At 65.0% G+C, this 25,126-nt stretch carries 22 protein-coding genes; 15 read left to right on the forward strand and 7 right to left on the reverse strand.

The features are described 5' to 3' along the window. Positions 1-50 precede the first annotated feature (50 nt). Complete coding sequence (locus tag AZ34_RS09855; RefSeq protein WP_035607588.1) at positions 51-995, forward strand: patatin-like phospholipase family protein; 945 nt, start codon at positions 51-53, stop codon at positions 993-995. On the opposite strand, the gene AZ34_RS09860 is transcribed toward AZ34_RS09855, so the two are convergent. Beyond that, on the reverse strand, positions 988-2,370 hold the full coding sequence (locus tag AZ34_RS09860; protein ID WP_081767162.1) for an ATP-binding protein: 1,383 nt from the start codon (positions 2,368-2,370) through the stop codon (positions 988-990). The two genes, AZ34_RS09855 and AZ34_RS09860, sit on opposite strands and share 8 nt — an antisense overlap. Next, positions 2,371-3,099, reverse strand: a complete 729-nt coding sequence (locus tag AZ34_RS09865) for a response regulator (RefSeq protein WP_035607590.1) — start codon at positions 3,097-3,099, stop codon at positions 2,371-2,373. A gap of 193 nt (positions 3,100-3,292) precedes the next feature. Between AZ34_RS09865 and AZ34_RS09870 the strand changes: the two genes are divergently transcribed. Continuing rightward, positions 3,293-4,078, forward strand: coding sequence for a MipA/OmpV family protein (locus AZ34_RS09870; RefSeq protein WP_081767163.1), 786 nt, complete (start codon positions 3,293-3,295; stop codon positions 4,076-4,078). A 219-nt stretch (positions 4,079-4,297) separates the two neighbouring features. Here AZ34_RS09870 and fabI read toward each other — a convergent pair whose 3' ends face one another. Next, entirely contained in the window at positions 4,298-5,083 is a 786-nt protein-coding gene (gene fabI / locus AZ34_RS09875; protein ID WP_035607593.1) for an enoyl-ACP reductase FabI, read from the reverse strand. Positions 5,084-5,204: 121 nt separating this feature from the next. On the opposite strand from fabI, the gene AZ34_RS09880 reads away from it, so the two are divergent. The 4 genes from AZ34_RS09880 to AZ34_RS09895 are packed head-to-tail and all read left to right on the forward strand — an operon-like array spanning position 5,205 to position 10,820. Next, positions 5,205-7,016 (forward strand): extracellular solute-binding protein, encoded by a 1,812-nt coding sequence (locus AZ34_RS09880; RefSeq protein ID WP_035611396.1) that lies wholly within the window; start codon positions 5,205-5,207, stop codon positions 7,014-7,016. A 6-nt stretch (positions 7,017-7,022) separates the two neighbouring features. After that, entirely contained in the window at positions 7,023-8,054 is a 1,032-nt protein-coding gene (locus tag AZ34_RS09885; protein WP_035607596.1) for a microcin C ABC transporter permease YejB, read from the forward strand. A gap of 28 nt (positions 8,055-8,082) precedes the next feature. After that, complete coding sequence (locus tag AZ34_RS09890; RefSeq protein ID WP_081767323.1) at positions 8,083-9,192, forward strand: ABC transporter permease; 1,110 nt, start codon at positions 8,083-8,085, stop codon at positions 9,190-9,192. Beyond that, positions 9,189-10,820, forward strand: coding sequence for an ABC transporter ATP-binding protein (locus AZ34_RS09895; protein ID WP_035607599.1), 1,632 nt, complete (start codon positions 9,189-9,191; stop codon positions 10,818-10,820). The genes AZ34_RS09890 and AZ34_RS09895 overlap by 4 nt, the downstream gene beginning before the upstream one ends. A gap of 294 nt (positions 10,821-11,114) precedes the next feature. Here AZ34_RS09895 and AZ34_RS09900 read toward each other — a convergent pair whose 3' ends face one another. Then, on the reverse strand, positions 11,115-11,753 hold the full coding sequence (locus AZ34_RS09900; protein WP_051509667.1) for a cation transporter: 639 nt from the start codon (positions 11,751-11,753) through the stop codon (positions 11,115-11,117). A gap of 74 nt (positions 11,754-11,827) precedes the next feature. Between AZ34_RS09900 and AZ34_RS09905 the strand changes: the two genes are divergently transcribed. The 9 genes from AZ34_RS09905 (at position 11,828) to AZ34_RS09945 (ending at position 23,182) form a co-directional block, all read left to right on the forward strand. Beyond that, entirely contained in the window at positions 11,828-12,268 is a 441-nt protein-coding gene (locus AZ34_RS09905; protein ID WP_035607601.1) for a Cd(II)/Pb(II)-responsive transcriptional regulator, read from the forward strand. A 180-nt stretch (positions 12,269-12,448) separates the two neighbouring features. Continuing rightward, on the forward strand, positions 12,449-13,069 hold the full coding sequence (gene rimP, locus AZ34_RS09910; RefSeq protein ID WP_419670229.1) for a ribosome maturation factor RimP: 621 nt from the start codon (positions 12,449-12,451) through the stop codon (positions 13,067-13,069). Positions 13,070-13,125: 56 nt separating this feature from the next. Continuing rightward, positions 13,126-14,661: a transcription termination factor NusA gene (nusA, locus tag AZ34_RS09915; protein WP_035607604.1), complete on the forward strand. Its 1,536-nt coding sequence runs from the start codon at positions 13,126-13,128 to the stop codon at positions 14,659-14,661. A gap of 161 nt (positions 14,662-14,822) precedes the next feature. Then, entirely contained in the window at positions 14,823-17,672 is a 2,850-nt protein-coding gene (gene infB, locus AZ34_RS09920; RefSeq protein WP_035607607.1) for a translation initiation factor IF-2, read from the forward strand. Positions 17,673-17,693: 21 nt separating this feature from the next. Then, complete coding sequence (gene rbfA, locus AZ34_RS09925; protein ID WP_035607611.1) at positions 17,694-18,068, forward strand: 30S ribosome-binding factor RbfA; 375 nt, start codon at positions 17,694-17,696, stop codon at positions 18,066-18,068. 6 nt (positions 18,069-18,074) lie between these two features. Then, entirely contained in the window at positions 18,075-19,055 is a 981-nt protein-coding gene (truB, locus tag AZ34_RS09930; protein WP_035607614.1) for a tRNA pseudouridine(55) synthase TruB, read from the forward strand. A gap of 2 nt (positions 19,056-19,057) precedes the next feature. Beyond that, positions 19,058-20,881 (forward strand): translational GTPase TypA, encoded by a 1,824-nt coding sequence (gene typA / locus AZ34_RS09935; protein WP_035607617.1) that lies wholly within the window; start codon positions 19,058-19,060, stop codon positions 20,879-20,881. Positions 20,882-21,045: 164 nt separating this feature from the next. Next, positions 21,046-22,005, forward strand: coding sequence for a DMT family transporter (locus AZ34_RS09940; RefSeq protein ID WP_035607620.1), 960 nt, complete (start codon positions 21,046-21,048; stop codon positions 22,003-22,005). Then, positions 21,974-23,182, forward strand: a complete 1,209-nt coding sequence (locus tag AZ34_RS09945) for an enoyl-CoA hydratase/isomerase family protein (protein WP_035607626.1) — start codon at positions 21,974-21,976, stop codon at positions 23,180-23,182. Before AZ34_RS09940 ends, AZ34_RS09945 begins: the two co-directional genes overlap by 32 nt. A 9-nt stretch (positions 23,183-23,191) precedes the next feature. Here the strand turns inward: AZ34_RS09945 and AZ34_RS09950 are convergent, their stop codons facing one another. From AZ34_RS09950 to AZ34_RS09960, 3 genes are read right to left on the reverse strand one after another with little or no spacing between them, the layout of a single operon-like run. Beyond that, the gene (locus AZ34_RS09950) at positions 23,192-24,091 is read right to left on the reverse strand and encodes an anti-sigma factor family protein (protein ID WP_035607629.1); all 900 of its coding nucleotides are present in this window, start codon (positions 24,089-24,091) and stop codon (positions 23,192-23,194) included. A gap of 20 nt (positions 24,092-24,111) precedes the next feature. Continuing rightward, entirely contained in the window at positions 24,112-24,678 is a 567-nt protein-coding gene (locus AZ34_RS09955; protein ID WP_035607631.1) for an RNA polymerase sigma factor, read from the reverse strand. A gap of 42 nt (positions 24,679-24,720) precedes the next feature. Beyond that, positions 24,721-25,104 (reverse strand): hypothetical protein, encoded by a 384-nt coding sequence (locus tag AZ34_RS09960; protein WP_035607633.1) that lies wholly within the window; start codon positions 25,102-25,104, stop codon positions 24,721-24,723. Positions 25,105-25,126: the final 22 nt, after the last annotated feature.

The raw sequence follows: 25,126 nt of genomic DNA on the forward strand, positions 1-25,126 counted from the left end.
GCTGCAGGTGCCGAAGATGCAAGGCTTCATTCCACCCTGGCTTTGTGACCATGTCGACTTCCTCACCACGACAGACCGCCCTCCCTGATTCCCATCCCTGTCCCCTGGCGCTGGTGCTTGGCAGCGGGGGCGTGCGCAGTGTCGCCGCGCTGGGCATCGTGGAACAACTGGCCCTCGAAGGCATCCGGCCCGATCTGGTCGTCGGTTGCAGCTCGGGCGCGCTGTTTGGCGCGCAGATCGCCTGCGGCATGCATGGCGAACGCGCGCTGCGCCTGGCCACCACGCTCTGGTCTGCCGAGCTGACGCAGCAGCGGCGCTGGCGCGCTTACGCTCAGATGCTCATGCCTGGCTTGGCGGGGTTCGGTCCGGATTTCGCCTTGCGTGACGATCGTCTGATCGTGCGGCGCATCCAGCAGGCCTTCGGCGATACCTTGCTGGAACAGTTGCCCACGCCCTTGCGGGTGGCTGTGACGGAGGCCGCCACCGGCCAGCCGGTGACACTCGCGCAAGGCCGGCTGGTGGACGCCTTGCGCGCCAGCATGGCCGTGCCCATCCTCTTTCCTCCGGTAGCCATCGACGGGCGGCACCTGGTGGACGGGGTCCTGTCCGACCCATTGCCCATCGCAGCCGCGCCCGAAGCACGCCTGATCCTGACATTGGGTTTCCAGGGCGGCATGCCGCGTCGCGTTGACCGCTTGTCACGCCTGGTGGCGCGTACCAGCACCACCTTGATCAACAACCTGATGCAGGCCCGGGTCGAGGCCACGCAAGCCCGGGGGCAGCAGGTGATCCATCTTGAGCTTGCGCTAGATCGCCATGTCGGCCTCTGGGACACATCGGCCCTGCCTTATTTGTACGAAGCCGGCCAGCGCGCCGTCGCTCAGCGTCTGCACGACATCCAGGTCGCGCTGCACTCATCACACGCCGTGGATCAGCCCACGCGCGCTGGAGCCGGGCCGTCACACGATGGAACCCGCGTGAGTGCGGTCATCTGATCAGATCAGAGTGCTTGGGCATCAGGCCTGCCTCTTGCTCGGCCTCGGTCGGCCCATGTCCCCGGGGGTGAGGCCAGCGGTCATGGGCCACGCCCACGGGCAGGGTGATGGCAAAACGGGCGCCTCCGGTGACGGCCTCCTCCAGCACCACGTCACCGCCGTGCACCAGGGCCACGCGGCGCACGATGGACAGGCCCAGGCCGAAACCGCCGGTGTGCCGGTCCCGGCTGGCATCCTGGCGGTAAAACGGTTCGAAAACGCGCGCGCGCGCATCGGGGGGGATGCCCGGGCCATCGTCTTCCACGCTCAGCACCAGCGCGCCCGCGGCGCCCGTCTCGGCGCGCAGCACGATGGTCCGGCGCGCGTACCGGATGCCGTTGCGCAACAAGTTCAGCAAGGCGCGCGCCACCAGCCGGGGGTCACAGACATGCTGCTCAGGGGCGCCATCGACCACGACGGACAGGTGCAACGCGCGCTCGGCGATGTCATGCACCATGTCCGCGGCCACGCTGTCGATCAGTTCCGTGACCGATACCCACATCAGCGCCGCCTGTCCGGCGCCTTGTTCCAGGCGACTCAAGGTCAGCAGTTCGGTGACCAGTTCGTCCAGTTCCCTCACATCCTTGCGCAGTGCCAGCTGGCGTTCGCGCTCCCGCTCGGAATCTTGGGGCGACTGCAGCAGGGCCAGGCCGAATTCCAGGCGCGCCAGCGGCGTCTTGAGCTCGTGCGAGATGCCGTGCATCAGGTCGCGTTGCTGCTGGATGGTGTCCTCGATCTGGCGCGCCATCTCGTTGAACTGACGCGACAGGTCATAGATGTTCGATTTCCTCGACGGCTGCACCCGCGTCGACCAACGCCCCGCGCCAAAGGCCCGGGCGGCGTCCTGCAACTTGCGCAGGTCGCGCCAGTGGTAGTGCACCCAGAACAACACGGAGAACAGCATGGCCAGCGCCACCACGACATAAGCCAGGGCTTGAATGCCGCTGTCGAGCATGTCGAACTTGGATCGGGCGACGAGCCCGTCGGGCAAGGGCAGGATGTAGTCTGACGTGTACATGCTGAGAAGCACAAGCTTGCCCGCGCGCAGGTCGTTCAATTGTTCCGGGTTCAAGCGTGGCGCGAGATCCTCCAGCGTCAATAGCTCAAAGCGGGTTCCAGCTTGTCGTCGCAACTCGGCCAGGACCGCTTCCCGCTGCGCGCCGGGATACCGCTGAACGTACTCTTTCAGGACAAAAGTGAAGGCCCGGAAACTCTCTCGGGCCTCTTCCGTGATGCGTTCACGAAACAACAGGGGGAAGGCGTGGTTGATGAGCGCGACGGACAAGCCCGCGCCCAACACCACGAGCAGGTACAGCTTGATCAGCGAGCGCAGCATTCACTCTTCCCAAGCCGAGGGGCTGAACAGGTAACCCCGGCCCCAGATTGTCTTGATCTTGCGTGGTTCGGGCGAGGCATCCTCGAAACGGCGACGCAAGCGCGAAATGCCCGAATCCACCGTGCGGTCCAGACCGTCGAACTCGATGCCGCGCAATTGCTTGAGGATGTCGTCGCGGCTGAGCACCTGGCCCGCGGCTCGGGCCAGGACCAGCAGCAGGTTGAATTCGGCCGTCTTCAGCTCGACCGGCTGGCCGCGCCAGGCCACCGCGCGGTTGGACGGCGAGATGAGCAGCTCGCCGAACACCAGACGCTCGTCGTCCACGGGGGAGGGCGCCGGTTCGGTTGGCTGCGCGCGCCGCAGCAGGGCGCGGGCGCGCGCCACCAGCACGCGCGGCTCGACGGGTTTGAGCACGTAGTCGTCGGCGCCGACTTCCAGGCCGGCGATCTGGTCGTACACATCGATGCGGGCCGTCAGGATGAGCACGGGCACGTTGGAGAAACGACGCAGCCGGCGGCAGACTTCCATGCCGTCCATGTTCGGCAGCATCAGGTCGAGGATGACCAGGGCCGGCTGGTGCGCGCGCACAGCCTCTTCGGCCAGGTCGCCGCGACGCACGATCGTCACGGCGAATTCGTAGCCGTCCAGGTATTCCGCGATCAGCTGCGCGAGACGGTCATCGTCCTCGATCAGCAGCACGGGGTGTTTGAGCGGCGCTGCCTCGGCCATCGCTTCTCTCCGTCTTGTGTAGTGCTCGGGTGGTTGATGCCCCGTGACCGCGCGGATTCTAGGTCTTCCCGGGCGCATGGGAGCGCCTGGACAAGCTTGAAGACAATTGCGCACAGATTCGCGCAACTTCTTGACAGACACCACCGCGCCGTGTTCCTAGACTAGGGATTCCTACTTTGGAACCCTAACGACCATGCGCCTCTTTGTTTCCTCCCCACTCTTACCCCTGATGCTGCTGGGCCTGGGCCTCGCGGGACATCCAACGGCCCAGGCCGAGAACGTCTACCTGTTGTCGCTCGCGGGCGGCGTGACGCCGCGCTACGAAGGCAGCCGGGACTACCAGCCCGTCGTTTTGCCGGTCATCGCCGCCGAGTTCGACAACGGCGTCTTCCTCAATCCGCTGGAGGGTCTGGGCTACCGGACGCAGTTCTCCCATGGGGTCTTTGCGTCGGTGGCGCTCGGGTACGACGATGGCCGCAGCGACGAAGACCGTTACCTGCTGCCCGGCTCGGACCATTTGAAGGGCATGGGCGATGTTCCCGGCTCGACGCTGGTCCTGCTGCAGATCGGCGTGCGCCTGCCGGGCGATCTGAGCTTGAGCGCGACGCTGGACCAGCCGATCACGGAAACCGGGCGCGGATGGGGCGGGCGTGTCGATCTGGCGGGACCGGTATGGTCGAAGCCGAGCAACCAGATTTCCCTGACCGGCAGCGTGCACGCCGGCAGCGATCGTTATGCCCAGACCTTTTTTGGCGTGACCGACAGGCAGGCGGCGAACAGCCGCTTTGACGCCTACACGCCCCGTGGCGGGGTGGACAGCCTGAGGCTGACCATCGACTGGACCCACGTGTTCACGCCGCACTGGATGGTGAAAACCACGGGCGGTGTGAGCCGTCTGGTCGGGGATGCCGCCGACAGCCCCATCGTGCAGTCCAAGGAAAACTACCTGGCCATGACGGCTTTGGTCTACCGCTTCTGACCCACAGGCAGGACTGCCATGACCGTGCAAACGACCCAACCGTCGACGGCGGGGGCAAAAGCAAGGCAACTGATGGGCCTCTGCGCCTGGATCGTCCTGGATGCGCTCGCATCCTGGGTGTGGTCTTTGGCGGGTGGGCGAGCCGCTGGACTGCTCTGCCACGAACGCGACTGAAGGTCGGCTGAAAAGACAGCCGACCCACGCGCCGTCTGGCGCCGCTCAGGCCATGCCGGCCGTCACCTTGCTGTAGCCGCCGTCCACGTAGGTGATCTCACCCGACACGCCGGCCGCCAGGTCGGACAGCAGGAAGGCGGCGACATTGCCCACGTCCTCGATCGTCACGTTGCGGCGGATCGGCGCGGCCGCGGCCACGGCCGAGAGCATCTTGCCGAAGTCCTTGATGCCGCTGGCCGCCAGAGTCTTGATGGGACCGGCGGAAATGCCGTTGGCGCGCAGGCCGCGCTGTTGGGAACCCAGCGATTCGGCCAGATACCGCACCGAGGCTTCCAGCGAAGCCTTGGCCAGACCCATGGTGTTGTAGTTGGGCACCACGCGTTCGGCGCCCAGGTAGGTCAGCGTCAGCGCGGCCGCCTTGTCGTTCAGATAGGGCAGGGCCGCCTTGGCCATGGCCGGGAAGCTGTAGGCGCTGATGTCGTGGGCGATCTTGAAGCCTTCGCGCGACAGGCCTTCCAGGAAATCGCCCGCGATCGCCTCACGCGGCGCGAAACCGATGGCGTGGACAAAACCGTCGATCTTGGGCCAAGTTGCTGAAAGATCCTTGAACAGGTTCTCGATCTGCGCATCGTCGCCGACGTCGCAATCGAAGATCAGCTTGGAGCCGAACTCGGCGGCGAATTCGGTGATCCGGTCCTTGAAGCGCTCGCCCACGTAACTGAAAGCCAGTTCAGCGCCTTGCGCATGGCAGGCCTTGGCGATGCCGTAGGCGATGGAGCGGTTGCTCAGCACGCCGGTGATGAGCAGCTTCTTGCCGGTCAGAAAACCCATGGTTCTTCTCTCCTGTGGAATAGAGGTGTTGGTGTCGATGTCGATGCAGCGTGGCGGCACCCGCCGCAAGTGGATGGCCTCACCGTTGCCGGCCGCGCTGAACGTGGTGCAGAATTGTCGCATGCGGTTCTGCTTGATTTTTCTCCTCTGGCTGGGTCTTGCACCGGCCTGGGCGGCACATGGGTATGCCCTGTGGGATGACTTGAAGTACCCGCCCGGCTTCACCCACTTCGATTATGTGAATCCCGACGCCCCCAAGGGCGGCGAACTGCGCATGGTCAGCAACCTGCGCTATTCCACCTTTGACAAATACAACCCCTACACCATCAAAGGCTCGCCTCCGGCTTACCTGGGCCAGCTGATTTTCGAAACCTTGCTCGTCGGCTCGATGGACGAGACGGCTTCCGCCTACGGCCTGCTGGCCGAAAGCGTGGATGTGCCCAAGGACCGCCTCAGCGCCATCTTCCGCCTGCGGGCCGAGGCACGTTTCCACGACGGTAAACCCGTGCAAGCAGCCGACGTCAAGCACAGTTACGAGACTTTGATCGGTCCGTATGCCATGCCCAGCTACGCCACCCTGCTGCACGAGGTGGCGGGCCTGGATGTGCTGGACGCGCGCACGGTCCGCTTTCGCTTCAAGGTGCCCAACCGGGAGTTGCCGCTGATCGTGGGCAGCATCCCCATCTTCAGCCGCGATTGGGGGCGTCAGACCGATGGCAAGCCCAAGCGCTTCGATGAGATTGTGACGGACACGCCCATCGGCAGCGGACCGTACCGCATCGGCCCCGTCCGTTTCGGACGCGACATCACCTATGTGCGTGACCCCCAATATTGGGGCAGTCGGCTGAACGTGAATCGGGGCGCCAACAACTTTGACCGCATCACGGTCAAGATCTACAAGGACCACACCGCGCGGCTCGAAGCGCTCAAGGCCGGGGAATTCGACTTCATGACCATCTATTCGGCAGGCGATTGGGCGCGCCGCATCGATGGCAAGCTGTTTCGTCAGGGCGTGCTGGTGAAGAAGGAACTGGCGCACCTGCTTCCGGCTGGCTTTCAGAGCTACGTGCTCAACACGCGGCGTCCGCAGCTGAAGGACCCCCGCGTGCGCGAGGCGCTGGGCCTGGCCATCGACTACGAATGGATGAACCGCCAGATGTTCTACGGCAGCTATCCGCGGGTGCAAGACCTCTTCGGCAACACCCAATGTCAGGCCACGGGTTTGCCGAGCCCAGAAGAAATGGCCTTGCTCGCGCCCTGGCGCGGCAAAGTGCCGGACGCCGTGTTTGGCCCCATGTACACGCCGCCCACCACGGAAGGCGAGGGCCAGTCGCTGCGGAACAACCTGCTCCGCGCGCGCCAGCTGCTGGCCGACGCGGGCTGGACCTACCGCGATGGTGCCCTACGCAACGCCCAGGGTGATCCCCTGGTGCTGGAATACCTCGACAGCCGTGAAGGCGGCCTGCGCGGCGTTACGCCTTGGGCGCGCAACCTGGAGAAGCTGGGCATCGTCCTGCGTTTCGTAGCGGTGGACTATGCCCTGTACATGCAGCGCCTGGACAAGTTCGACTTCGACATCATCTCGCTGGCTTACCAGGGCACGCACAACCCTGGACAGGAAATGCTGGAGTATTTCGGTAGCCAGCGCGCGGACGTGGAGGCTTCCAGCAACCTCACGGGCACCAAGAGCCCGGCAGTGGACGCCCTGGTCACCGCGATGACCAGGGCGCGCGACAAGGCCGAGTTGCTGCCGGCCTGCCGCGCGCTGGATCGGGTGATCATGCACAGCCACTACCTGATCCCGCAGTGGACCCTGTCCTCGCACCGCATGGTGTACAACCAGCAGCGGCTGAACTACAAGGAACCCATGCCTCCCTATGCCCGGGCGGAGGAATGGTTGATGTCGTCCTGGTGGTTCCTGCCCAAGCCCTGAGTGCCCATGTTCGCTTACATCGTCAAACGCCTGCTGCTGATGTTGCCCACCATGCTGGGCGTGCTGCTGCTCACCTTCGTGGTGATCCAGTTCGTGCCCGGTGGCCCGGTGGAGCAGTACTTGGTGGAGGCGCGCACCGCTGCCGGGCGTGGCGGCACGGAATCGGGCGGCATCAGCTACCGCGGGGACCAGGGCGTGGACCCGCAGCGCTTGGAACAGATCAAGGCCCTTTACGGCTTCGACAAACCTGCGCACGAGCGTTTTTTCCAAATGCTCGGCCAATTCGCGCGGCTGGATCTGGGGCGCAGCTTCTTCCAGAACAAGGATGTTTGGGAGCTGATCGTCGAGAAATTGCCCGTCTCCATCAGCCTGGGCCTGTGGACCTTTTTCATCAGCTACCTGGTGGCCGTGCCGCTGGGCGTGGCCAAGGCGGTGCGGGCGGGCTCGCGCTTCGACCTGGTGACCACGTTGATTGTCCTGGTGGGCTACGCCATTCCGGGTTTCGTGCTGGGCGTGGCCTTGCTGGTGATCTTTGGCGGGCAGTTGCAGTGGTTCCCGTTGCGTGGACTCACCTCGTCCAACTGGGAAGAACTGTCCTGGGGCGCGCGCATCGTAGATTACCTCTGGCACATCACCTTACCCGTCATAGCCATGGTTCTGGGCAGTTTCGCGGTGACGGCCATGTTGACCAAGAACGCCTTCCTTGAGGAAATCCGCAAGCAATACGTGCTCACGGCCCGTGCCAAGGGCCTGACGGAACGACAGGTGCTCTGGAAGCATGTCTTTCGCAATGCCTTGATTCCCATCGTCACGGGCTTTCCGGCGGCTTTCATCGGTGCCTTCTTCGCGGGCTCATTGCTGATCGAAACCCTGTTCTCGCTGGACGGCCTGGGCCTGTTGAGTTACGAGAGCGTGATCCGCCGCGACTACCCCGTGGTGCTGGGCACCCTGTACCTGTTCACGCTGATCGGCTTGCTGACCAAGCTGATCAGCGACCTCTGCTACGTGTGGGTGGACCCGCGCGTGAAATTTGACTGAAGGCATGACCCGTTCCACCCCCGTGGCCATGACGCCTACACCGAGCCAGGCCCCAGCCCCGTCCGCCCCCGGACGCTCCCTGTCGCCCACGCGTAGGGCTTGGCTGCGTTTCCGGCGCAACCGCCTGGGCTTCTACAGCCTGATGATCTTCGTGTCACTGGTGCTGCTCAGCCTGTGCGCGGAGCTGATCAGCAACGATCGGCCGCTGATCGTGCGCTACGAAGGGCAGACCTACTTTCCCATGCTCAAGGACTACCCCGAGACCACCTTCGGGGGGGACTTCGAGACGCCCACCGACTACCTCGATCCCTACATCCAGGAGCGCCTCAGCGCGGGGCGCAACTGGGTGCTGTACACCCTTAATCCCTACGGGCCGAACACGCTCAATTACTTCGCCAAATCGCCCAACCCCTCGGCGCCCACGGCGGACAACTGGTTGGGCACGGACGATCGGGGGCGTGACCTGCTGGCGCAGCTGCTGTACGGTTTTCGGGTGAGCGTGCTGTTTGCGCTGGCGCTCACCGTCACAGGCGTGGTGCTGGGTGTGTTCACGGGCGCCATCCAGGGCTTCTTCGGGGGCAAGACGGACCTGGCTTTCCAGCGCTTCATCGAGATCTGGGGTTCCATGCCCGAGCTCTACCTGCTCATCATCTTCAGCGCCGTGTTCGCGCCCAGTGTGTCGCTCTTGCTGATCCTGTTGAGCCTGTTCGGCTGGATGGGCCTGTCCGACTACGTGCGCGCGGAGTTCCTGCGCAACCGCCAGCTCGACTACGTGCGCGCGGCACGTGCCCTGGGCCTGTCCCATGCGCAGATCATCTGGCGGCATGTGCTGCCCAACAGCTTGACGCCCGTGGTGACCTTCCTGCCTTTCCGCATGAGCGCGGCCATTCTTGCGCTGACCTCGCTCGATTTCCTGGGTCTGGGCGTGCCGCCCGGCACCCCCTCGCTGGGCGAACTGCTGGCCCAGGGCAAGAACAGCATCGACGCCTGGTGGATTTCCTTGTCCACCTTCGCCGTGCTGGTGCTGACGCTGCTGCTGTTGACCTTCATGGGTGATGCGCTGCGCGATGCGCTGGATCCCCGCAAGCGGGACGTCAGTCCACCCGCGCCCGCGCAGACCGGGAAGGCCGCCCCATGAGTGTGTTGTTGCAAGTCCAGAACCTGCAGGTCGCCTTCGACGGCAAGGCGGTTGTCCACGGCATCGATTTTGAGATTGCGGCCGGCGAAAAGATCGCCCTGGTGGGTGAATCCGGCTCGGGCAAGACGGTCACGGCCTTGAGTCTGCTGCGCTTGCTGGGCGATGCGCAGGTGAGCGGCTCGGCGCAGTTTGCAGGGGTCGAAGGCAGCCCTGGCCCGGTCGACTTGCTGCAGTTGGGTGAACGCGCCTTGCGCGGCGTGCGGGGGCGCGACATCGCGATGATCTTCCAGGAGCCCATGACGGCCCTGAACCCGCTCTACCCGGTGGGAGAGCAGATCGCGGAGGTCTTGCAGATCAAGCTGGGGATGGGGCGCAAGGCGGCCTGGGCGAGAGCCCTTGAGTTGTTGGTGGACACCGGTATTGCGGAACCAGCGCGGCGTGCGGCGGCCTATCCGCACCAACTCAGTGGCGGCCAGCGCCAGCGCGCCCTGATCGCCATGGCCTTGGCCTGTCAGCCACGCCTGTTGCTGGCGGACGAGCCCACGACCGCGCTCGACGTGAGCCTGCGCGGACAGATCCTGGACCTGCTCGATGGTTTGCAGCGCCAGCACGGCATGGCCGTGTTGATGATCACGCACGACCTCAACCTGGTGCGCCGTTTCGCGCAGCGTGTCATCGTGATGGAGAACGGGCACATCGTGGAGCAGGGGCCGGTGAACGAGGTGTTCGCCCGACCTCGGCACGCGTACACCCAGGGGTTGATCGCCAGCAAGCCGGCGCGCGACGTGCTGGAAACACCGCCTCATGCCTCGGACACGGCAAGCCCGCTGCTGGAAGCGCGTGGCTTGCGGGTGCGTTATCCGATCCCCCGGCCCGGTCTGCGCGGCTGGTTCGGGCGGGGTGAATTCGTTGCCGTGCAGGGCGCTGATTTCGAACTGCGCCCCGGTCGCACCCTGGGTGTGATCGGGGAGTCGGGGTCGGGCAAATCCACCCTGGCGCTGGCCGCCCTGGGCCTGTTGCCGCTCGGCGATGTGGGGGGTGAATTGCGCATCCTGGGGCAAAAATGGAGCAAAAATCAGAAGGAAAACAAGGACTTGCGAGGCAAAGTTCAAGTCGTTTTCCAGGACCCGTTTTCCTCACTGTCGCCGCGTCGCACGGTGGAGGAAATCGTGGGCGAGGGCCTGGGTGTGCACATGCCTGAGCTGGATGCGGCAGGGCGCCGGGCCCGGGTGGTGCAGGTGCTTGCCGAGGTCGGTATGGACGAGCGGCAGTTCCCCGGCTTTCTGCAGCGCTACCCGCATGAGTTTTCAGGCGGCCAGCGCCAACGCATCGCGATCGCGCGGGCACTGGCGGTGCGGCCACGCCTCTTGGTGCTGGACGAGCCGACCAGCGCGCTGGATGTGAGCATCCAGAAGCAGGTGCTGGAACTGCTGCAGCGCCTGCAGCGTGACCATGGCCTGGCTTACCTGCTCATCACGCACGATGTGGACGTGATCCGCGCGATGGCGCACGAGGTGCTGGTCATGCAGGCTGGAAAGGTGGTCGAAGCCGGCCCGGCGCTGGCTTTGCTGGACGCACCCAGGCATCCGTACACGCAGACCCTGGTGCGTGCCGCAGGCCCATCTTGAACCGTCTGCGCGCTTGGCCCGTGGGATTTCCTCGGCCACCAGGGTGCACAGCTGTTCCTCGCCAAAGCTGGGCAAGGGGCGTCCATTGACGAAGAAGGTGGGCGTTTTGTTGACGCCCAAGGCGCTCAGGTCCTCGATGTCCTGCCACAGCACCGACGAGATCTCTGGGTAAGCAGCATCTCCCAGCGCCTGTATCGGGGCCACCGCAGCCGCTGGGAAGAGCAGGCGCCAGACAGAGCGCATCATGGTGAACCGGTCAGGGTGCCTGGCCCGTCGTGCGGCGCGCTTCGTTGATCAAGGCCTGCAAGACCGGCCTTGCCGGAGCTCACTGCGTGCCTGACGCAGCACCAGCCAACCGCCCTGCAGGGCCAGGGCGGCCATGAGCGAGGCAACCAGCAGGTCCGGCCAGGCGGCGCCGGTGCCGAAGACGCCCAGCGCGGCGAGCATGACCGCGACGTTGCCGATGGCGTCGTTGCGCGAACACAACCAGACGCTGCGCATGTTGGCGTCACCCTCGCGAAAGGCGTAGAGCATCACCGCCACCGACACATTCACCACCAGGGCCAGGGTGGCCACAGCGCCCATGGTCACGGCCACGGGCACTTCACCATGCCAGACCGACCAGACCGCATGCGCCAGGATGTACAGGCCGAAGCCCATCATGGACAGCGACTTGGCGATGGCCGCGCGCGCACGCCAATGCAGCGCTGCGGCCAGGACCGCCAGCGACACCCCGTAGTTCAGCGCGTCGCCTGCGAAGTCGATGGCGTCGGCCAGCAGGGACAGGGAGCCGGCTTGGATGCCGGCCGCGATTTCCAGGGCGAACATGCCGGCGTTGAGCAGCAGGGCGATCCAGAGGATGGTGCGGTAACGCGCGCGCTGCTGGGGTTGCCCCGGGGGCAGATCGTGGTCGTGATGGCAATGGGCGGACATGGTTTTTCTCCTTGCAGCCTGATTGGAAACCCTGGAGCCACTACAGTGTCAAGCCAGCAGCGACGGAGGACCTCATGCAGATCAAGGATTTGGCCACCGCAACGGGCGTGGACGTGGAAACCATCCGGTACTACGAGAAACAAGGTCTGTTGCCAGCGCCGGCGCGGCGCGGTAACGGCTACCGTGACTACGAAACGGCACATCTGGAACGGCTGGCCTTCATTCGGCATTGCCGCGCGCTGGACATGCCCCTGGCCGACGTGGCGCGTCTGCTGGGCTTCATCGATGACACGACGGGGCCATCCACCGATGCGGGTGCGGTAGATGCCTTGGTGGCCGCGCAATTGAGCCGCGTGCGCGCCCGCCTCAGAAGCATGCAGGCCCTGGAAAAGCAGCTACTGCAATTGCAATCGCGCTGCGACGGGCGGCATGAAGACGGTCGATGCGGCATCCTGAACGACCTGGTGGCTGCGGCTCACGGCGAGGCCTGCGCCTGCCATGTTCACCCGGGCTGAATCGGCGCCGCCCATGGGCAAAATCCGGGCCAGGGCTTGGTTTTGCACTGGATTTGGGCTACAATAAAGTGCATCTAGACCAACGGGCGGATATCCAACCGCCCGTTTTTATTTGTCCCGTCACAAGTGTGCATGCCGCATGCGGTACGCCTCGGTGTCCGCCCCGAGGAGCCGGACGGGATGGTGCATGAGCTACAGACGAAGGACAAGATCAAGTTGACGCTGCAAGAGGTTGCCGAACAGACCGTGACCGGGCTCGGTTACGAATTGGTGGAGATTGAACGCTCCGCCGGTGGGCTCTTGCGCATCACGATCGATCTGCCCTGGACCGCGGGCCAGCCCGAGCAGTTCGTGAACGTCGAGGACTGCGAAAAGGTCACTCGTCAACTGCAGTACGTGCTGGAAGTCGAGGGCATCGAATACAAGCGTTTGGAAGTCTCCTCGCCGGGCATTGATAGGCCGCTGCGAAAAGAACAAGATTTCGAGCGTTTTTCGGGCCAGGTGATCGACGTCACGCTCAAGGCACCGATCGGAGAAGCCGCTCGGGGAGCCGAAGGCGCGGCGGCAGGCAGCAAGGTCGCGGCGAACCGCAAGAAGTTCCGTGGCACGCTGGAGAAGACAGTCGAAGGCGGCTGGCAAATTGTCTGGAGCGACGCACCCGCCCCCAAGCCTGGGCAACGTGTGAGCAAGAAGCGTGAGCCGGCGCCGCTGCAGGCGCTGGGATTCACGCTGGATGAGCTGCGCGAGGCCAGACTGGCGCCGGTGGTGAATTTCAAGGGCCGCGGCGCGACGGACGCGTGAGGCGGTGACGCAGGAAAGAATGGTTGAGGTTTTGAAGTGTTGAAGGGGATTCAGAAATGAGTTCGATCAAGAACAGCGAATTGTTGATGTTGGTGGAAGCCATCTCGCGCGAGAAGAACGTCGAGCGCGATGTGGTGTTTGGTGCCGTCGAGGCCGCGCTCGCGCAGGCCACCAAGAAGCTCTACGAGGGCGACGTGGACATCCGCGTGGCGGTGGACCGCGATACCGGCCTGTACGAAACTTTCCGCCGCTGGCATGTGGTGCCCGACGAGGCCGGCCTGCAACTGCCCGACCAGGAAATCCTGCTGTTCGAAGCCAAGGAGCAGATTCCCGACATCGAGGTCGATGAGTACATCGAGGAGGCGGTGGAGTCCGTGCCGATTGGCCGCATCGGTGCCATGGCCGCCAAGCAGGTCATCCTGCAGAAGATCCGCGACGCCGAGCGCGAGATGCTGCTCAACGACTTCATGAGCCGCGGCGAGAAGATCTTCGTCGGTTCCGTCAAGCGCATGGACAAGGGCGATTTGATCGTCGAAAGCGGACGGGTTGAGGGGCGTCTCAAGCGCAGCGAAATGATCCCCAAGGAGAATTTCCGCGCTGGCGACCGCGTGCGCGCCATGATCATGGAGGTCAACACCGAGCAACGCGGCCCGGCCATCCTGCTGTCGCGTTCCGCGCCGGAGTTCATGATCGAACTCTTCCGCCAGGAAGTGCCCGAGATCGAGCAGGGCTTGCTGGAGATCAAGAGCTGTGCTCGCGATGCGGGTAGCCGCGCCAAGATCGCCGTGCTCTCGCATGACAAGCGCGTGGACCCCATCGGCACTTGCGTGGGTGTGCGCGGCGCGCGCGTCAACGCCGTGACCAACGAGCTGGCTGGCGAGCGCGTGGACATTGTGCTCTGGAGCGAGGACCCGGCCCAGTTCGTGATCGGCGCACTGGCGCCCGCCAACGTGTCCTCCATCGTCGTGGATGAAGAGAAGCACGCCATGGATGTGGTGGTGGACGAGGAAAACCTGGCCATCGCCATTGGTCGAGGCGGCCAGAACGTGCGCCTGGCGTCCGAGCTGACCGGCTGGAAGATCAACATCATGGACGCCGCCGAGTCGGCCCAGAAGCAGGCTGACGAGACTAGCACGCTGCGCAAGCTCTTCATGGAAAAGCTGGACGTTGACGAGGAGATCGCCGACATCCTGATCACCGAGGGCTTCACCAGCCTGGAGGAAGTGGCCTACGTCCCGCTGCAGGAAATGCTGGAGATCGAGGCTTTCGACGAGGACACCGTCAACGAACTGCGCGCCCGCGCCAAGGACGCGCTGCTCACGCTCGAGATCGCCCGCGAGGAAAGTGTGGATGAGGTGTCGCAAGATCTGCGCGACCTGCAGTTCCAGGGCAAGCCGCTGGCGGCCGAGCTGATCGCCAAACTCGCCGACGGTGGAGTGCACACGCTCGACGACCTGGCCGACCTGGCCATCGACGAACTGACCGCCATCACCGGTCAGGGTGAAGACGACGCCAAGGCGCTGATCCTCAAGGCGCGCGAGCACTGGTTCACGGACGAGCCCGCCGCAGCCTCCTCGGGGACTTCCTCATAAGGCCGGGCCTTTGCACCGCCCATCCTTTCTCTACCAAGAGAACACCATGAACGCACAGCATTAACTTCAAGGCCGGCAATCGTTGCGCTGGCGGCGCATCCAAAGCAAGAACAGCCGCCACCCAGCACAACGTACCGGGCCGTAAACCAGGGTCACACACCATGTCCAGCACCACCGTCGCCGAGTTCGCCGCAGAACTCAAGAAACCGACCGATACCTTGATCGAACAACTCAAGGCCGCAGGCGTCAACAAGAGCGCCGCCGCCGACACCTTGACCGACGCGGACAAGCAGCGTCTGCTGAGCCATCTGCAGGCCAGCCACGGCACCGCCGCGCCCGAGCGCAAGAAGATCACCCTGACCAAGAAGTCCACCACCGAGATCAAGCAGGCGGACGCGACGGGCAAGGCGCGCACGATTCAAGTCGAGGTGCGCAAGAAGCGCACCTTCGTGCGCCGTGAGGACGGTGAAAACGAGGCCCCGGTTGAAGCCGAGCCGACCCTGGCCGAGGCCGCGCTGCCCGATACGCCGGCTGCGCCCGTGATCGACGAGGTGGAACTGACACGTCGCCAGGAGGAAGCCCGCCGTCAGGCCGAGCTGATTCGTCGCCAGGAAGAAGAACTGGCCGAGCGCCGTCGCCAGCGCGAGGAGCAGGAAGCCCGGGAACGCGAGCAGGAAGCCGCAGCCCAGGCCGCCGCGCGCGCTGCTGCGGCCCAGGCTCAGGCCCCCGCCGCTGGTGCGGTTGACCAGGCCGCGACGCAGGCTGCCGCGCAAGCGGTCGCTCAGGCTGCCAAGGAGCAGGCCGCAGCCCAGGCCCGTGCTGCCGAAGAGGCAGCACGGGCCGACCTCGAAACCCGCCGCCGCAAGGCCGAGGCCGAGGCCGCCGCGATCCGCACCATGATGGCCAGCCCGGCCAAGAAGGCGCCACCGCCTCCGCCCAAGAAGGAAGAACCCCCGGCGGCCAAGAAGGGCACCCTGCACAAGCCCGCTAACGCCAGTGCCACGACCGCCCCCAAGACTGGCGGTGGCGCGGCCAAACCGGGTGTGCCCGCCGCACCGGGCAAGGAAATCAAGTCCGCCAAGCTGTCGTCCAGCTGGGCGGGGGATCCGACCAAGAAAAAGGCCATCCCGACCCGTGGCGACTCCAGCGGTGGCGTCGGCCGCGGCAGCTGGCGCAGCGGCCCCCGAGGCGGTGGTCGCAAGGGACACCATGACCGCGAGGAGGCGCAGAGCGCGGCCGCGCCTGTGGAAGCGCGCGTGCTTGAAGTGCACGTGCCCGAGACCATCACCGTGGCCGAGTTGGCGCACAAGATGGCGGTCAAGGCCAGCGAGGTCATCAAGGTTCTGATGAAGCTGGGTCAGATGGTCACCATCAACCAGCCGCTGGACCAGGACACCGCCATGATCGTGGTCGAGGAAATGGGCCACAAAGCCATCATCGCCGCGCTGGACGACCCGGAGGCCTTCACCGAGGAAGAAGCATCGGCTCACCAGGCCGAGGCGCTGCCGCGTGCCCCGGTGGTCACCGTCATGGGCCACGTCGACCACGGCAAAACCTCGCTGCTGGACTACATCCGCCGTACCAAGGTTGCGGCCGGTGAAGCCGGCGGCATCACGCAGCACATTGGCGCATACCACGTCGAGACGCCGCGCGGCATGATCTCCTTCCTCGACACCCCCGGTCACGAGGCCTTCACGGCCATGCGTGCGCGCGGTGCCCAGGCCACGGACATCGTGATCCTGGTCTGCGCTGCCGACGATGGCGTGATGCCGCAGACCAAGGAAGCCGTCAAGCACGCCAAGGCAGCGGGCGTCCCGATCGTGGTGGCCATGACCAAGGCCGACAAGCCCGAAGCCAATATCGAGAAGGTCAAGGCCGAACTCGTGGCCGAATCGGTTGTGCCCGAAGACTTCGGCGGCGAGTCGCCCTTTGTGGCCGTGTCTTCCAAGACCGGCATGGGCATCGACGAGTTGCTGGAGCAGGTGCTGCTGCAGGCTGAGGTGCTGGAGCTCAAGGCGCCGGTCGACGCAGCGGCCAAGGGCTTGGTCATCGAAGCCCAGCTGGACAAGGGACGTGGTCCCGTGGCCACCGTGCTGGTGCAAAGCGGCACACTCAAGGCGGGTGATGTGGTGTTGGCCGGCCAGACCTATGGCCGCGTGCGCGCCATGCTGGACGAAAGTGGCCGCAAGGTCGACAGTGCTGGCCCCTCGATCCCGGTCGAAATCCAGGGCCTGACCGAGGTCCCGCAGGCTGGTGACGAATTCATGGTGTTGACCGACGAGCGCCGCGCCCGCGAGATCGCGACCTACCGTGCCGGCAAGTTCCGCAACACCAAGCTGGCCCGGCAGCAGGCTGCCAAGCTGGAAAACATGTTCTCCGACATCGCCGCTGGCGAGGTCAAGACCCTGCCCATCATTGTCAAGGCCGACGTGCAGGGCTCGCAGGAAGCGCTGGCCGCATCCCTGCTCAAGCTCTCGACCGACGAGGTCAAGGTGCAGCTCGTTTATGCTGCCGTGGGCGGTATCAGCGAGTCCGACATCAACCTCGCCATCGCCTCCAAGGCCGTGGTCATCGGCTTCAACACGCGCGCCGACGCTGGCGCGCGCAAGCTGGCCGAGGGCAACGGCATCGACATCCGCTACTACAACATCATCTACGACGCCGTGGACGAGTTGAAGGCGGCGATGTCCGGCATGCTGGCGCCCGAGAAGCGGGAAGAAGTCATTGGCATGGCCGAGATCCGCACCGTCTTCGTCGCCTCCAAGATCGGCACGGTCGCGGGTTGCATGGTCACCTCGGGCCACGTCACGCGCAGCGCGCATTTCCGCCTGCTGCGCGACAATGTGGTGATTTACACGGGCGAGCTGGACTCCCTCAAGCGCATGAAGGACGATGTGCGCGAGGTCAAGGAAGGCTTCGAGTGCGGTATCAAACTCAAGAACTACAACGACATCAAGGAAGGTGATCAGCTGGAGTTCTTCGAGGTCAAGGAAATCGCGCGCACGCTGTAAGCGCAATACGCTCAAACCACCATGCCGGCGAAGAAGTCTTCCGTCAACCGCGGCCACAAGGTCGCCGACCAGATCCAGCGCGATCTGTCGGAGCTGATCGCGCGCGAGCTGAAGGATCCCCGCGTCGGCATGGTCACGTTGCAGGGCGTGGATGTCACGCCCGACTATGCCCACGCCAAGGTGTACTTCAGCGTGCTGATCGGCGAGCCGCAGGAAACCCAGGATGCGCTGAACCAGGCCGCGGGTTTCTTGCGCAACGGCCTCTTCAAGCGCTTGCACATCCACACCGTGCCCACGCTGCACTTCGTGTTCGACCGCACCACCGAGCGCGCGTCCGACATGAATGCCTTGATCGCCAAGGCCGTGGCGTCCCGTGCGAAAGACGACGAGGTTTAACCCGGCATGAACGCTCCACGTGCACGGGTCGTGAGGCGCCCCGTGCACGGGGTGCTGTTGCTGGACAAGCCCCTGGGCCTGTCCAGCAACCAGGCTTTGCAGAAGGCCAAGTGGCTGCTGCGCGCCGAAAAGGCGGGGCACACGGGCACCCTGGACCCTTTGGCCACCGGAGTGCTGCCACTGTGCTTCGGCGCGGCCACCAAGTTCAGCCAATTGCACCTCGACGCCGACAAGACCTATGAAACCACGGTGCGCCTGGGCATCAAGACCAGCACCGCCGACGCAGAGGGCGAGGTGATCTCCACGCGGCCCGTGCGCTGCACCCCCGGCCAGGTGGTGGAGGTGCTGGACCGCTTCATGGGGCCGATCCAACAAGTGCCACCCATGCACAGCGCTCTCAAGAAGGACGGCAAGGCGCTGTACGAATACGCCCGCGATGGCGAAACCGTTGAGCGCCCCCCCCGCGAGGTCGTGATCCACGAACTGGAGCTGCTGGACCTGCAATTGCAGGGCGACACCCCGTTCCTGCGCCTGCGCGTGCTGTGCAGCAAGGGCACCTACATCCGTACCCTGGGCGAGGACATCGGGGAGGCGCTGGGCTGCGGCGGCCATCTGGTCGCGCTGCGCCGCATCGCCACGGGTCCGTTTGACCAGTCGCAGTGCATCGACTTGGCGACCCTTGAAGCGTTGGAGGAGACTGGGCGTCACCGTGCGCTGCGTCCCGCCGAGATCCTGCTCGATGGTCATGAGGCCATCATGCTGGATGCGGACAATGCCGGACGTTTTCTGTCCGGCATGCGTCGCCGCGGCTCCTGGCCGGACGCGCCGCGCGTGGCTGTGTTCGGCCCCGCCCGAGACAAAGAGACGGCGTCGCGCGCGCTGCTCGGCACGGCCCACGTGAAAGCCTGCGAACTGATACCGGGACGACTGTTGAGTCCCATTGAAATTCAACAGATTCTGGAAAACCAAGCACCAAGCGAACCGTAACCATGAGCAAGCAAATCCGCAACATCGCCATCATCGCCCACGTCGACCATGGCAAGACCACCATGGTCGACCAACTCCTGCGCCAGTCCGGCACCTTCGCCGAGCACGAAAAGGTCGTCGACACCGTGATGGACAACAACGCCATCGAAAAGGAGCGCGGCATCACCATTCTGGCCAAGAACTGCGCCGTCAGCTGGAAAGGCACCCACATCAACATCGTGGACACCCCCGGCCACGCGGACTTCGGCGGCGAAGTGGAGCGTGCCCTGTCCATGGTGGACAGTGTGCTGCTGTTGATCGACGCGCAGGAAGGCCCCATGCCGCAGACGCGCTTCGTGACCAAGAAAGCCCTGGCCCTGGGACTGCGTCCTATCGTGGTCGTCAACAAGGTCGACAAACCCGGCGCCAACCCCGACAAGGTGGTCAACGCCGCCTTCGACCTGTTCGACAAGCTGGGCGCGACCGACGAGCAGCTCGACTTTCCCGTGGTCTACGCCTCGGGCATCAACGGATGGTCTTCGCTGACCGAAGGCACGCCGGGTGAGCAGTGGGGTCCCGACATGTCGGCCCTGTTCGACACCATCCTCAAGCACGTCCCCGCGAACTCGGGTGATCCGACCGCGCCGCTGCAGTTGCAGATCTCGGCGCTGGACTTCTCCACCTTCGTGGGCCGCATCGGCGTGGGTCGCGTGAGCCAAGGCACGATCAAACCCATGATGGACGTCGTCGTCATGGAAGGCCCGGGCGGCAAGTCCGTGAAAGGCCGCGTTAACCAGGTGCTGACCTTCCAAGGCCTGGACCGCATGCAAACCCCCGAGGCCGGCCCAGGCGACATTGTCCTGATCAACGGCATCGAGGACATCGGCATCGGCGTCACCGTGACCGACCCGGTCAACCCCGCGCCCCTGCCCATGCTCAAGGTCGACGAGCCGACCCTGACCATGAATTTCTGCGTCAACACCAGCCCGCTGGCCGGCCGTGAAGGCAAGTTCGTTACCAGCCGCCAGATCTGGGACCGCCTGCAAAAGGAACTGCAGCACAACGTCGCGCTGCGCGTGAACGAGACCGATGAAGAAGGCGTGTTCGAGGTCATGGGCCGCGGTGAACTGCACCTGACCATCTTGCTGGAGAACATGCGCCGCGAAGGTTACGAAATGGCCGTGAGCAAACCGCGCGTGGTGTTCCGCACCATCAATGGCGAGAAGCACGAACCGATCGAACTCGTCACGGCCGATATCGAAGAACAGCACCAGGGCGGCGTGATGCAAGCCCTGGGCGAGCGCAAGGGTGAACTGGTGAACATGGAGCCGGACGGCCGTGGCCGTGTGCGCCTGGAATACCGCATTCCGGCGCGCGGCCTGATCGGTTTCACCAACGAATTCATGAATCTGACGCGCGGTTCCGGCCTGATCAGCAACATCTTCGACAGCTACGAACCGCACAAGGGTGACATCGGTGGGCGCAAGAACGGCGTGCTGATCTCCATGGACGACGGTGAAATCTTCACCTACGCCCTGGGCAAGCTGGACGACCGTGGCCGCATGTTCGTCAAGGCCAACGACCCGGTGTACGAGGGCATGATCGTCGGCATCCACAGCCGCGACAACGACCTCGTGGTCAACGCCACGCGCACCAAGCAGCTGACCAACTTCCGCGTCAGCGGCAAGGAAGACGCGATCAAGATCACGCCCCCGATCGAGCTGACGCTGGAATACGGCGTGGAATTCATCGAGGACGACGAGCTGGTCGAGATCACGCCCAAGAGCATCCGCTTGCGCAAGCGCTTCCTGAAGGAACACGAGCGCAAGCGCGCGTCCAGAGAGTAACCTCCTGAGGCGCTGCGCGCCTCGGTACCCATTGCCAGAGGCCATTGGTTCTTCAGGCTTGGAGCCGCAGCCTTCAGCCCCTTGAACCCATCCTTCGGTGGCAAGGGGCGCTCCCAGTGGCCTGGCAAAGCCAGCTCCACGGGAGCCCGCGACAGGAAAAACCTATGCGTCTTACACACAGAAACGCCGTCTGGCTGATGTTGCTCGTGACCCTGATGTGGTCGATCGCGGGCCTCGTTTCACGCCAGCTCACGCACGCGCAAGGACTGGAAGTCACGTTCTGGCGCAGCTTCTTCACCGTGCTGACGCTGCTCGCCATCCTGCCGCTGTGGCAGGGCTGGAGTGTGTTCCGGCGCATCCCTTGGCGCAGCCCCTCGCTCTGGTTGTCCGGTCTGTGCTGGGGCATCATGTTCACGGCCTTCATGTTCGCGCTGACCTTGACCACGGTGGCCAATGTGTTGATCACCATGGCACTGGGGCCCTTGTTCACGGCCCTGATGTCGCGTTTCGTGCTCGGGCACCGACTGCCCTTGCGCACCTGGGTCGCCATCGTCGTGGCGGGGGCGGGCATCGTGTGGATGTACGGCGCGCAACTCAACTTCGGCGGTGATGCAGGCGGGCCATCTGGCGGACTGCTGTTGGGCTCCTTGATCGCCCTGATCGTGCCCGTCGCTGGCTCCGTGCAATGGACGGTGGCGCAGCATCAGTCCCGGCAGGCGGCGACGGACAAAGCCGCCGCGACGATCGGGTTGGTGCCCTCGGTGCTGATCGGCGCGACCTTGTCAGCCCTGGCCACCTTGCCATTGACGCTGCCTTGGCAGGCCGACGTCACGGACTTGGGTTGGCTGGGTTTGCTGGGCGTGGTGCAACTGGGTATTCCGTGCGTCCTGGCCGTCTTCTGTGCGCGTGTGCTCAAGGCGCCGGAGTTGGCCTTGCTCGGTCTGCTGGAGGTGATCTTCGGCATTCTTTGGGCCTGGCTGGGCGCAGGCGAGGCTCCTGGTGCGAATGCCTTGACCGGTGGCCTCCTGGTCATCGGTGCATTGGCCACGAACGAAGCCCTGGGCTGGGCCCGGCAGCACAAGGACAAGCAGCATGACGACTTCCCGCCTTCCATCCTGTCCTGAAGTTCTGCTGGAGGTGCGCGGCACCCTGGGCTGCATCACGCTCAACCGACCCCGGGCACTGAACGCGCTGTCGCTCCCGATGGTGCGCGCCCTGACGCAGGCTTTGCGAGTCTGGCGCGACGATCCCGCCATCCAGGCCGTGGCCATTCGCGGTCAAGGCAAGGAGGGTCCTTATGGGGCCTTCTGCGCGGGCGGCGACATCCGCTTCTTCCACGAAGCGGTCTTGCGCGGTGATGCAGAGGTGGAGGATTTCTTCACCGAGGAATACGCGCTCAACCACCTGATCCACCATTACCCCAAGCCCTACATTGCCTTCATGGACGGCGTGGTCATGGGCGGAGGCATGGGGCTGAGCCAAGGCAACGCCTTGGCGTCCCCGGGAAACGAATGCGACAGCGCGAACCGGGCAGGCCCGTTCGGGCATGCCCAAGCGCGCACACTGCGCATCGTGACGCCACGCACGAAGATGGCCATGCCTGAGACCAACATCGGCCTGTTTCCGGACGTGGGCGGCGGTTGGTTTCTTGCCCGTTGCCCGCAGCGGGGCGGGGAATGGTTGGCCTTGACCAGTGAAGTCATCGGCGCGGGTGACGCCCTGGCCCTGAGGTTGGCTGACGTGTGCTTTGATGCGGCGCGACTGCCGCAAGCCTGGGAAACGCTGGCGGGTCTGCCCGTCTTTGACAGCGCATCTTTGCAGGGTTGGCGCGCAGCCTACGAGGTCGCTGCGCCAGCGGCGGTATTGCCTCTGGACGCGGTCGAACGCTGCTTCGACCCAAGCACCGTGCTCGGCATCGTGCAGGCGCTGGAGCGGGAGGTGGCGCAAGACGCTGGGCACTCTGCCTGGGCCGCAGCCACGCTCAAGGCCCTGCGCACCCATTCGCCCTTGATGCTCGAAGTGACGCTGCGGCTGATACGCAGGGGCGCCGGCATGGGCCTGGCCGAGGAACTGCGTCTGGAGCGTGACCTCGTGCGCCACTGCTTCAACACGCGGCACCTTGGCCGCTACGCTGCGGCCACGGACACCATGGAAGGCATACGTGCCCTGGTCATCGACAAGGACCGCCAGCCGAAATGGCATCCGGCGACCTTGGAGGAAGTCACTCCCGAGATGGTGGCGGGCTTCTTTGTCTCGCCCTGGCCACCGCATGCCCATCCCCTGCGGTACCTGGCAGACTGAGCGCTTGTCTCAGAGCCGCAACTGCGCGTGGACCTGCTGCGCGAGTTGCAGCAAGGCCGATCGGTTCAGCTGGCCCGATAAGGCATAGGCCATGCCCTCGTCCACCCAGTAGAAGCTGACGATCGCGCCGTCCTGGGCGTAACGAAACTCGGCGCCAGGCCCTGACGCAGAAAGTCCTGGATTTCCCTGGCGGGCGTTGCCGTCCGCCGACACGGGCTGTGGCACACCATGTGTCGGCGCAACATCACGCAAGCCCAGGGGCTCGCCACCGAGGTAGAGCGTGACCCGTTCGCCACGTGCGTCCTGGTACATGAACAAGGCGCGTGCACCCTCCGTGCCGGGCAGCAGGCGTCCACCCACCAGTTCAAAACCAAGTTCCGTCAGCTTTGGCGCCTTGAGTGCGCGTCCCAGCCGCTTGGAGAGCCACTGCACCAGATGGGCTTCCTGGGCCGCATCCACTTCGACCGGGTGCCGCACTTCGGGCACATACACAGCATGGGCCAAGGTAGCCTGCTGGATGAAATCTGGCCAAGGCCTGTGCGCCAGACGCGGCTCCGCCCCAGACCCCGGGAGCAGCAAGCGGCCATGCGTGAACCAGCCCAGACCGAAGGCAAGCAGCAGGCTGGCCGCCATGCCAGCCCAACGTCCCACCTGCCAGACCTGTTGCCGAGCCTGTTGCGCATGTTGCGCGGCCGCCAGCAGGGAGGCGGGCACGGGCTCGGTCAGCACGGCCTTGTGCAATTGGCGCAGCGCGTCGCTCTGTTGTCGCCAAGCCTCCAAGGTGGCGCTGGCTTGCACATCCTGCGCGAGGCGGCGCTCCAGCGCCGCGCGCGCATCGGCCGGCAGCCGGCCATCGAGCAGGGCGTGCAGTGCGTCCTCGTTCTGGCGATGTTCGGCTTGCGGGTCCATGGCGGTTCTGGGCTTTCCTGTCATTTCAAGCGGCGCAAAGGGGAGGGCGAGGGCAGTTCGGTGGCGCTCCCTGGCATGGCCGGTGGCACCGCAGGGCCGGCGCTCGTGGGCGCGCCGTCCAGCAAGGCTTGCAGCCGGTGCCGCGCCCGCGACAAGCGCGACATCACCGTGCCCACCGGCACGCGGGTGATGCGCGCCACCTCGGCATAACTGAGGTCTTCCAAGGTCACGAGCAGCAAGGTCTCGCGCTGCTCCGGGGGCAGGCGCAGCAGGCAGCGCTGCATGTCCAGCGCGCCGTCTATCGTCGTCTCGGGCGCCGCCGGCTCCAGGTCCAGCTCTGACCAGTCACTCGCGTCGTTCAGGCCACCCTGGCGCACTCGCCGGCGCACCTGATCCACATGCAGGTTGTGCATGATGCTGAACAACCAGGCCCGCAGGTCCGAGCCCGCCAGCCACAGACGCCACTTGACGCAGGCGCGTTCCAGCGTGTCCTGCACCAAGTCATCGGCGGCCCACGCCTCGCCCGTCAGCGCGCGGGCATAACGCCGCAGCGCGGGGATCTGCTCGACGAGGGGACGGCGGTCCATGGTTGGGGTGGCGACGTGAAGGGATGCCGGGGCAATGCGATGTCAGGGACGGGCTAACTTCCAGACGTTGTTGAAGCCGTCGCCTGTGCGGTCGCCCGGCTTGCCATCCTTGACCCAGAAATACAGGGGCTTGCCCTTGTACGCCCATTGTTTCTTGCCGTCGTCGCGCGTGATCACGCTGTAGTCACCGCCGCCCTTGTCCATGTCGCTGGCCATCAGAGGCGGCCAGTTGGTGGCGCAAGGGCCGTTGCAGACCGATTTGCCACTGCCCATGGCGTCGCGATCAAAGGTGTAGAGGCTCATGCCGTTGGGGCCGACCAAAGCCCCGTCGCTGACCTGGGCCGGGCTTGCCGCCATGGCGGCGCAGCCGACCAGGGCAGCCGTGGCGACGAAGAGGGAAAGACGGGCGCGTAGGGTGAATTTCATGGGGTCTCCAGAAAAATACGGC

This window comes from Hylemonella gracilis str. Niagara R (assembly GCF_000600295.1).
In the GTDB taxonomy this organism is placed as follows: Bacteria; Pseudomonadota; Gammaproteobacteria; order Burkholderiales; family Burkholderiaceae_C; genus Hylemonella; species Hylemonella gracilis_A.

Coding starts and splice junctions, on each gene's coding strand:
- AZ34_RS09855 (WP_035607588.1), top strand. CDS start 51: ATGTCGACTTCCTCACCACGACAGACCGCCCTCCCTGATTCCCATCCC.
- AZ34_RS09860 (WP_081767162.1), bottom strand. CDS start 2,370: ATGCTGCGCTCGCTGATCAAGCTGTACCTGCTCGTGGTGTTGGGCGCG.
- AZ34_RS09865 (WP_035607590.1), bottom strand. CDS start 3,099: ATGGCCGAGGCAGCGCCGCTCAAACACCCCGTGCTGCTGATCGAGGAC.
- AZ34_RS09870 (WP_081767163.1), top strand. CDS start 3,293: ATGCGCCTCTTTGTTTCCTCCCCACTCTTACCCCTGATGCTGCTGGGC.
- fabI (WP_035607593.1), bottom strand. CDS start 5,083: ATGGGTTTTCTGACCGGCAAGAAGCTGCTCATCACCGGCGTGCTGAGC.
- AZ34_RS09880 (WP_035611396.1), top strand. CDS start 5,205: ATGCGGTTCTGCTTGATTTTTCTCCTCTGGCTGGGTCTTGCACCGGCC.
- AZ34_RS09885 (WP_035607596.1), top strand. CDS start 7,023: ATGTTCGCTTACATCGTCAAACGCCTGCTGCTGATGTTGCCCACCATG.
- AZ34_RS09890 (WP_081767323.1), top strand. CDS start 8,083: ATGACGCCTACACCGAGCCAGGCCCCAGCCCCGTCCGCCCCCGGACGC.
- AZ34_RS09895 (WP_035607599.1), top strand. CDS start 9,189: ATGAGTGTGTTGTTGCAAGTCCAGAACCTGCAGGTCGCCTTCGACGGC.
- AZ34_RS09900 (WP_051509667.1), bottom strand. CDS start 11,753: ATGTCCGCCCATTGCCATCACGACCACGATCTGCCCCCGGGGCAACCC.
- AZ34_RS09905 (WP_035607601.1), top strand. CDS start 11,828: ATGCAGATCAAGGATTTGGCCACCGCAACGGGCGTGGACGTGGAAACC.
- rimP (WP_419670229.1), top strand. CDS start 12,449: ATGGTGCATGAGCTACAGACGAAGGACAAGATCAAGTTGACGCTGCAA.
- nusA (WP_035607604.1), top strand. CDS start 13,126: ATGAGTTCGATCAAGAACAGCGAATTGTTGATGTTGGTGGAAGCCATC.
- infB (WP_035607607.1), top strand. CDS start 14,823: ATGTCCAGCACCACCGTCGCCGAGTTCGCCGCAGAACTCAAGAAACCG.
- rbfA (WP_035607611.1), top strand. CDS start 17,694: ATGCCGGCGAAGAAGTCTTCCGTCAACCGCGGCCACAAGGTCGCCGAC.
- truB (WP_035607614.1), top strand. CDS start 18,075: ATGAACGCTCCACGTGCACGGGTCGTGAGGCGCCCCGTGCACGGGGTG.
- typA (WP_035607617.1), top strand. CDS start 19,058: ATGAGCAAGCAAATCCGCAACATCGCCATCATCGCCCACGTCGACCAT.
- AZ34_RS09940 (WP_035607620.1), top strand. CDS start 21,046: ATGCGTCTTACACACAGAAACGCCGTCTGGCTGATGTTGCTCGTGACC.
- AZ34_RS09945 (WP_035607626.1), top strand. CDS start 21,974: ATGACGACTTCCCGCCTTCCATCCTGTCCTGAAGTTCTGCTGGAGGTG.
- AZ34_RS09950 (WP_035607629.1), bottom strand. CDS start 24,091: ATGGACCCGCAAGCCGAACATCGCCAGAACGAGGACGCACTGCACGCC.
- AZ34_RS09955 (WP_035607631.1), bottom strand. CDS start 24,678: ATGGACCGCCGTCCCCTCGTCGAGCAGATCCCCGCGCTGCGGCGTTAT.
- AZ34_RS09960 (WP_035607633.1), bottom strand. CDS start 25,104: ATGAAATTCACCCTACGCGCCCGTCTTTCCCTCTTCGTCGCCACGGCT.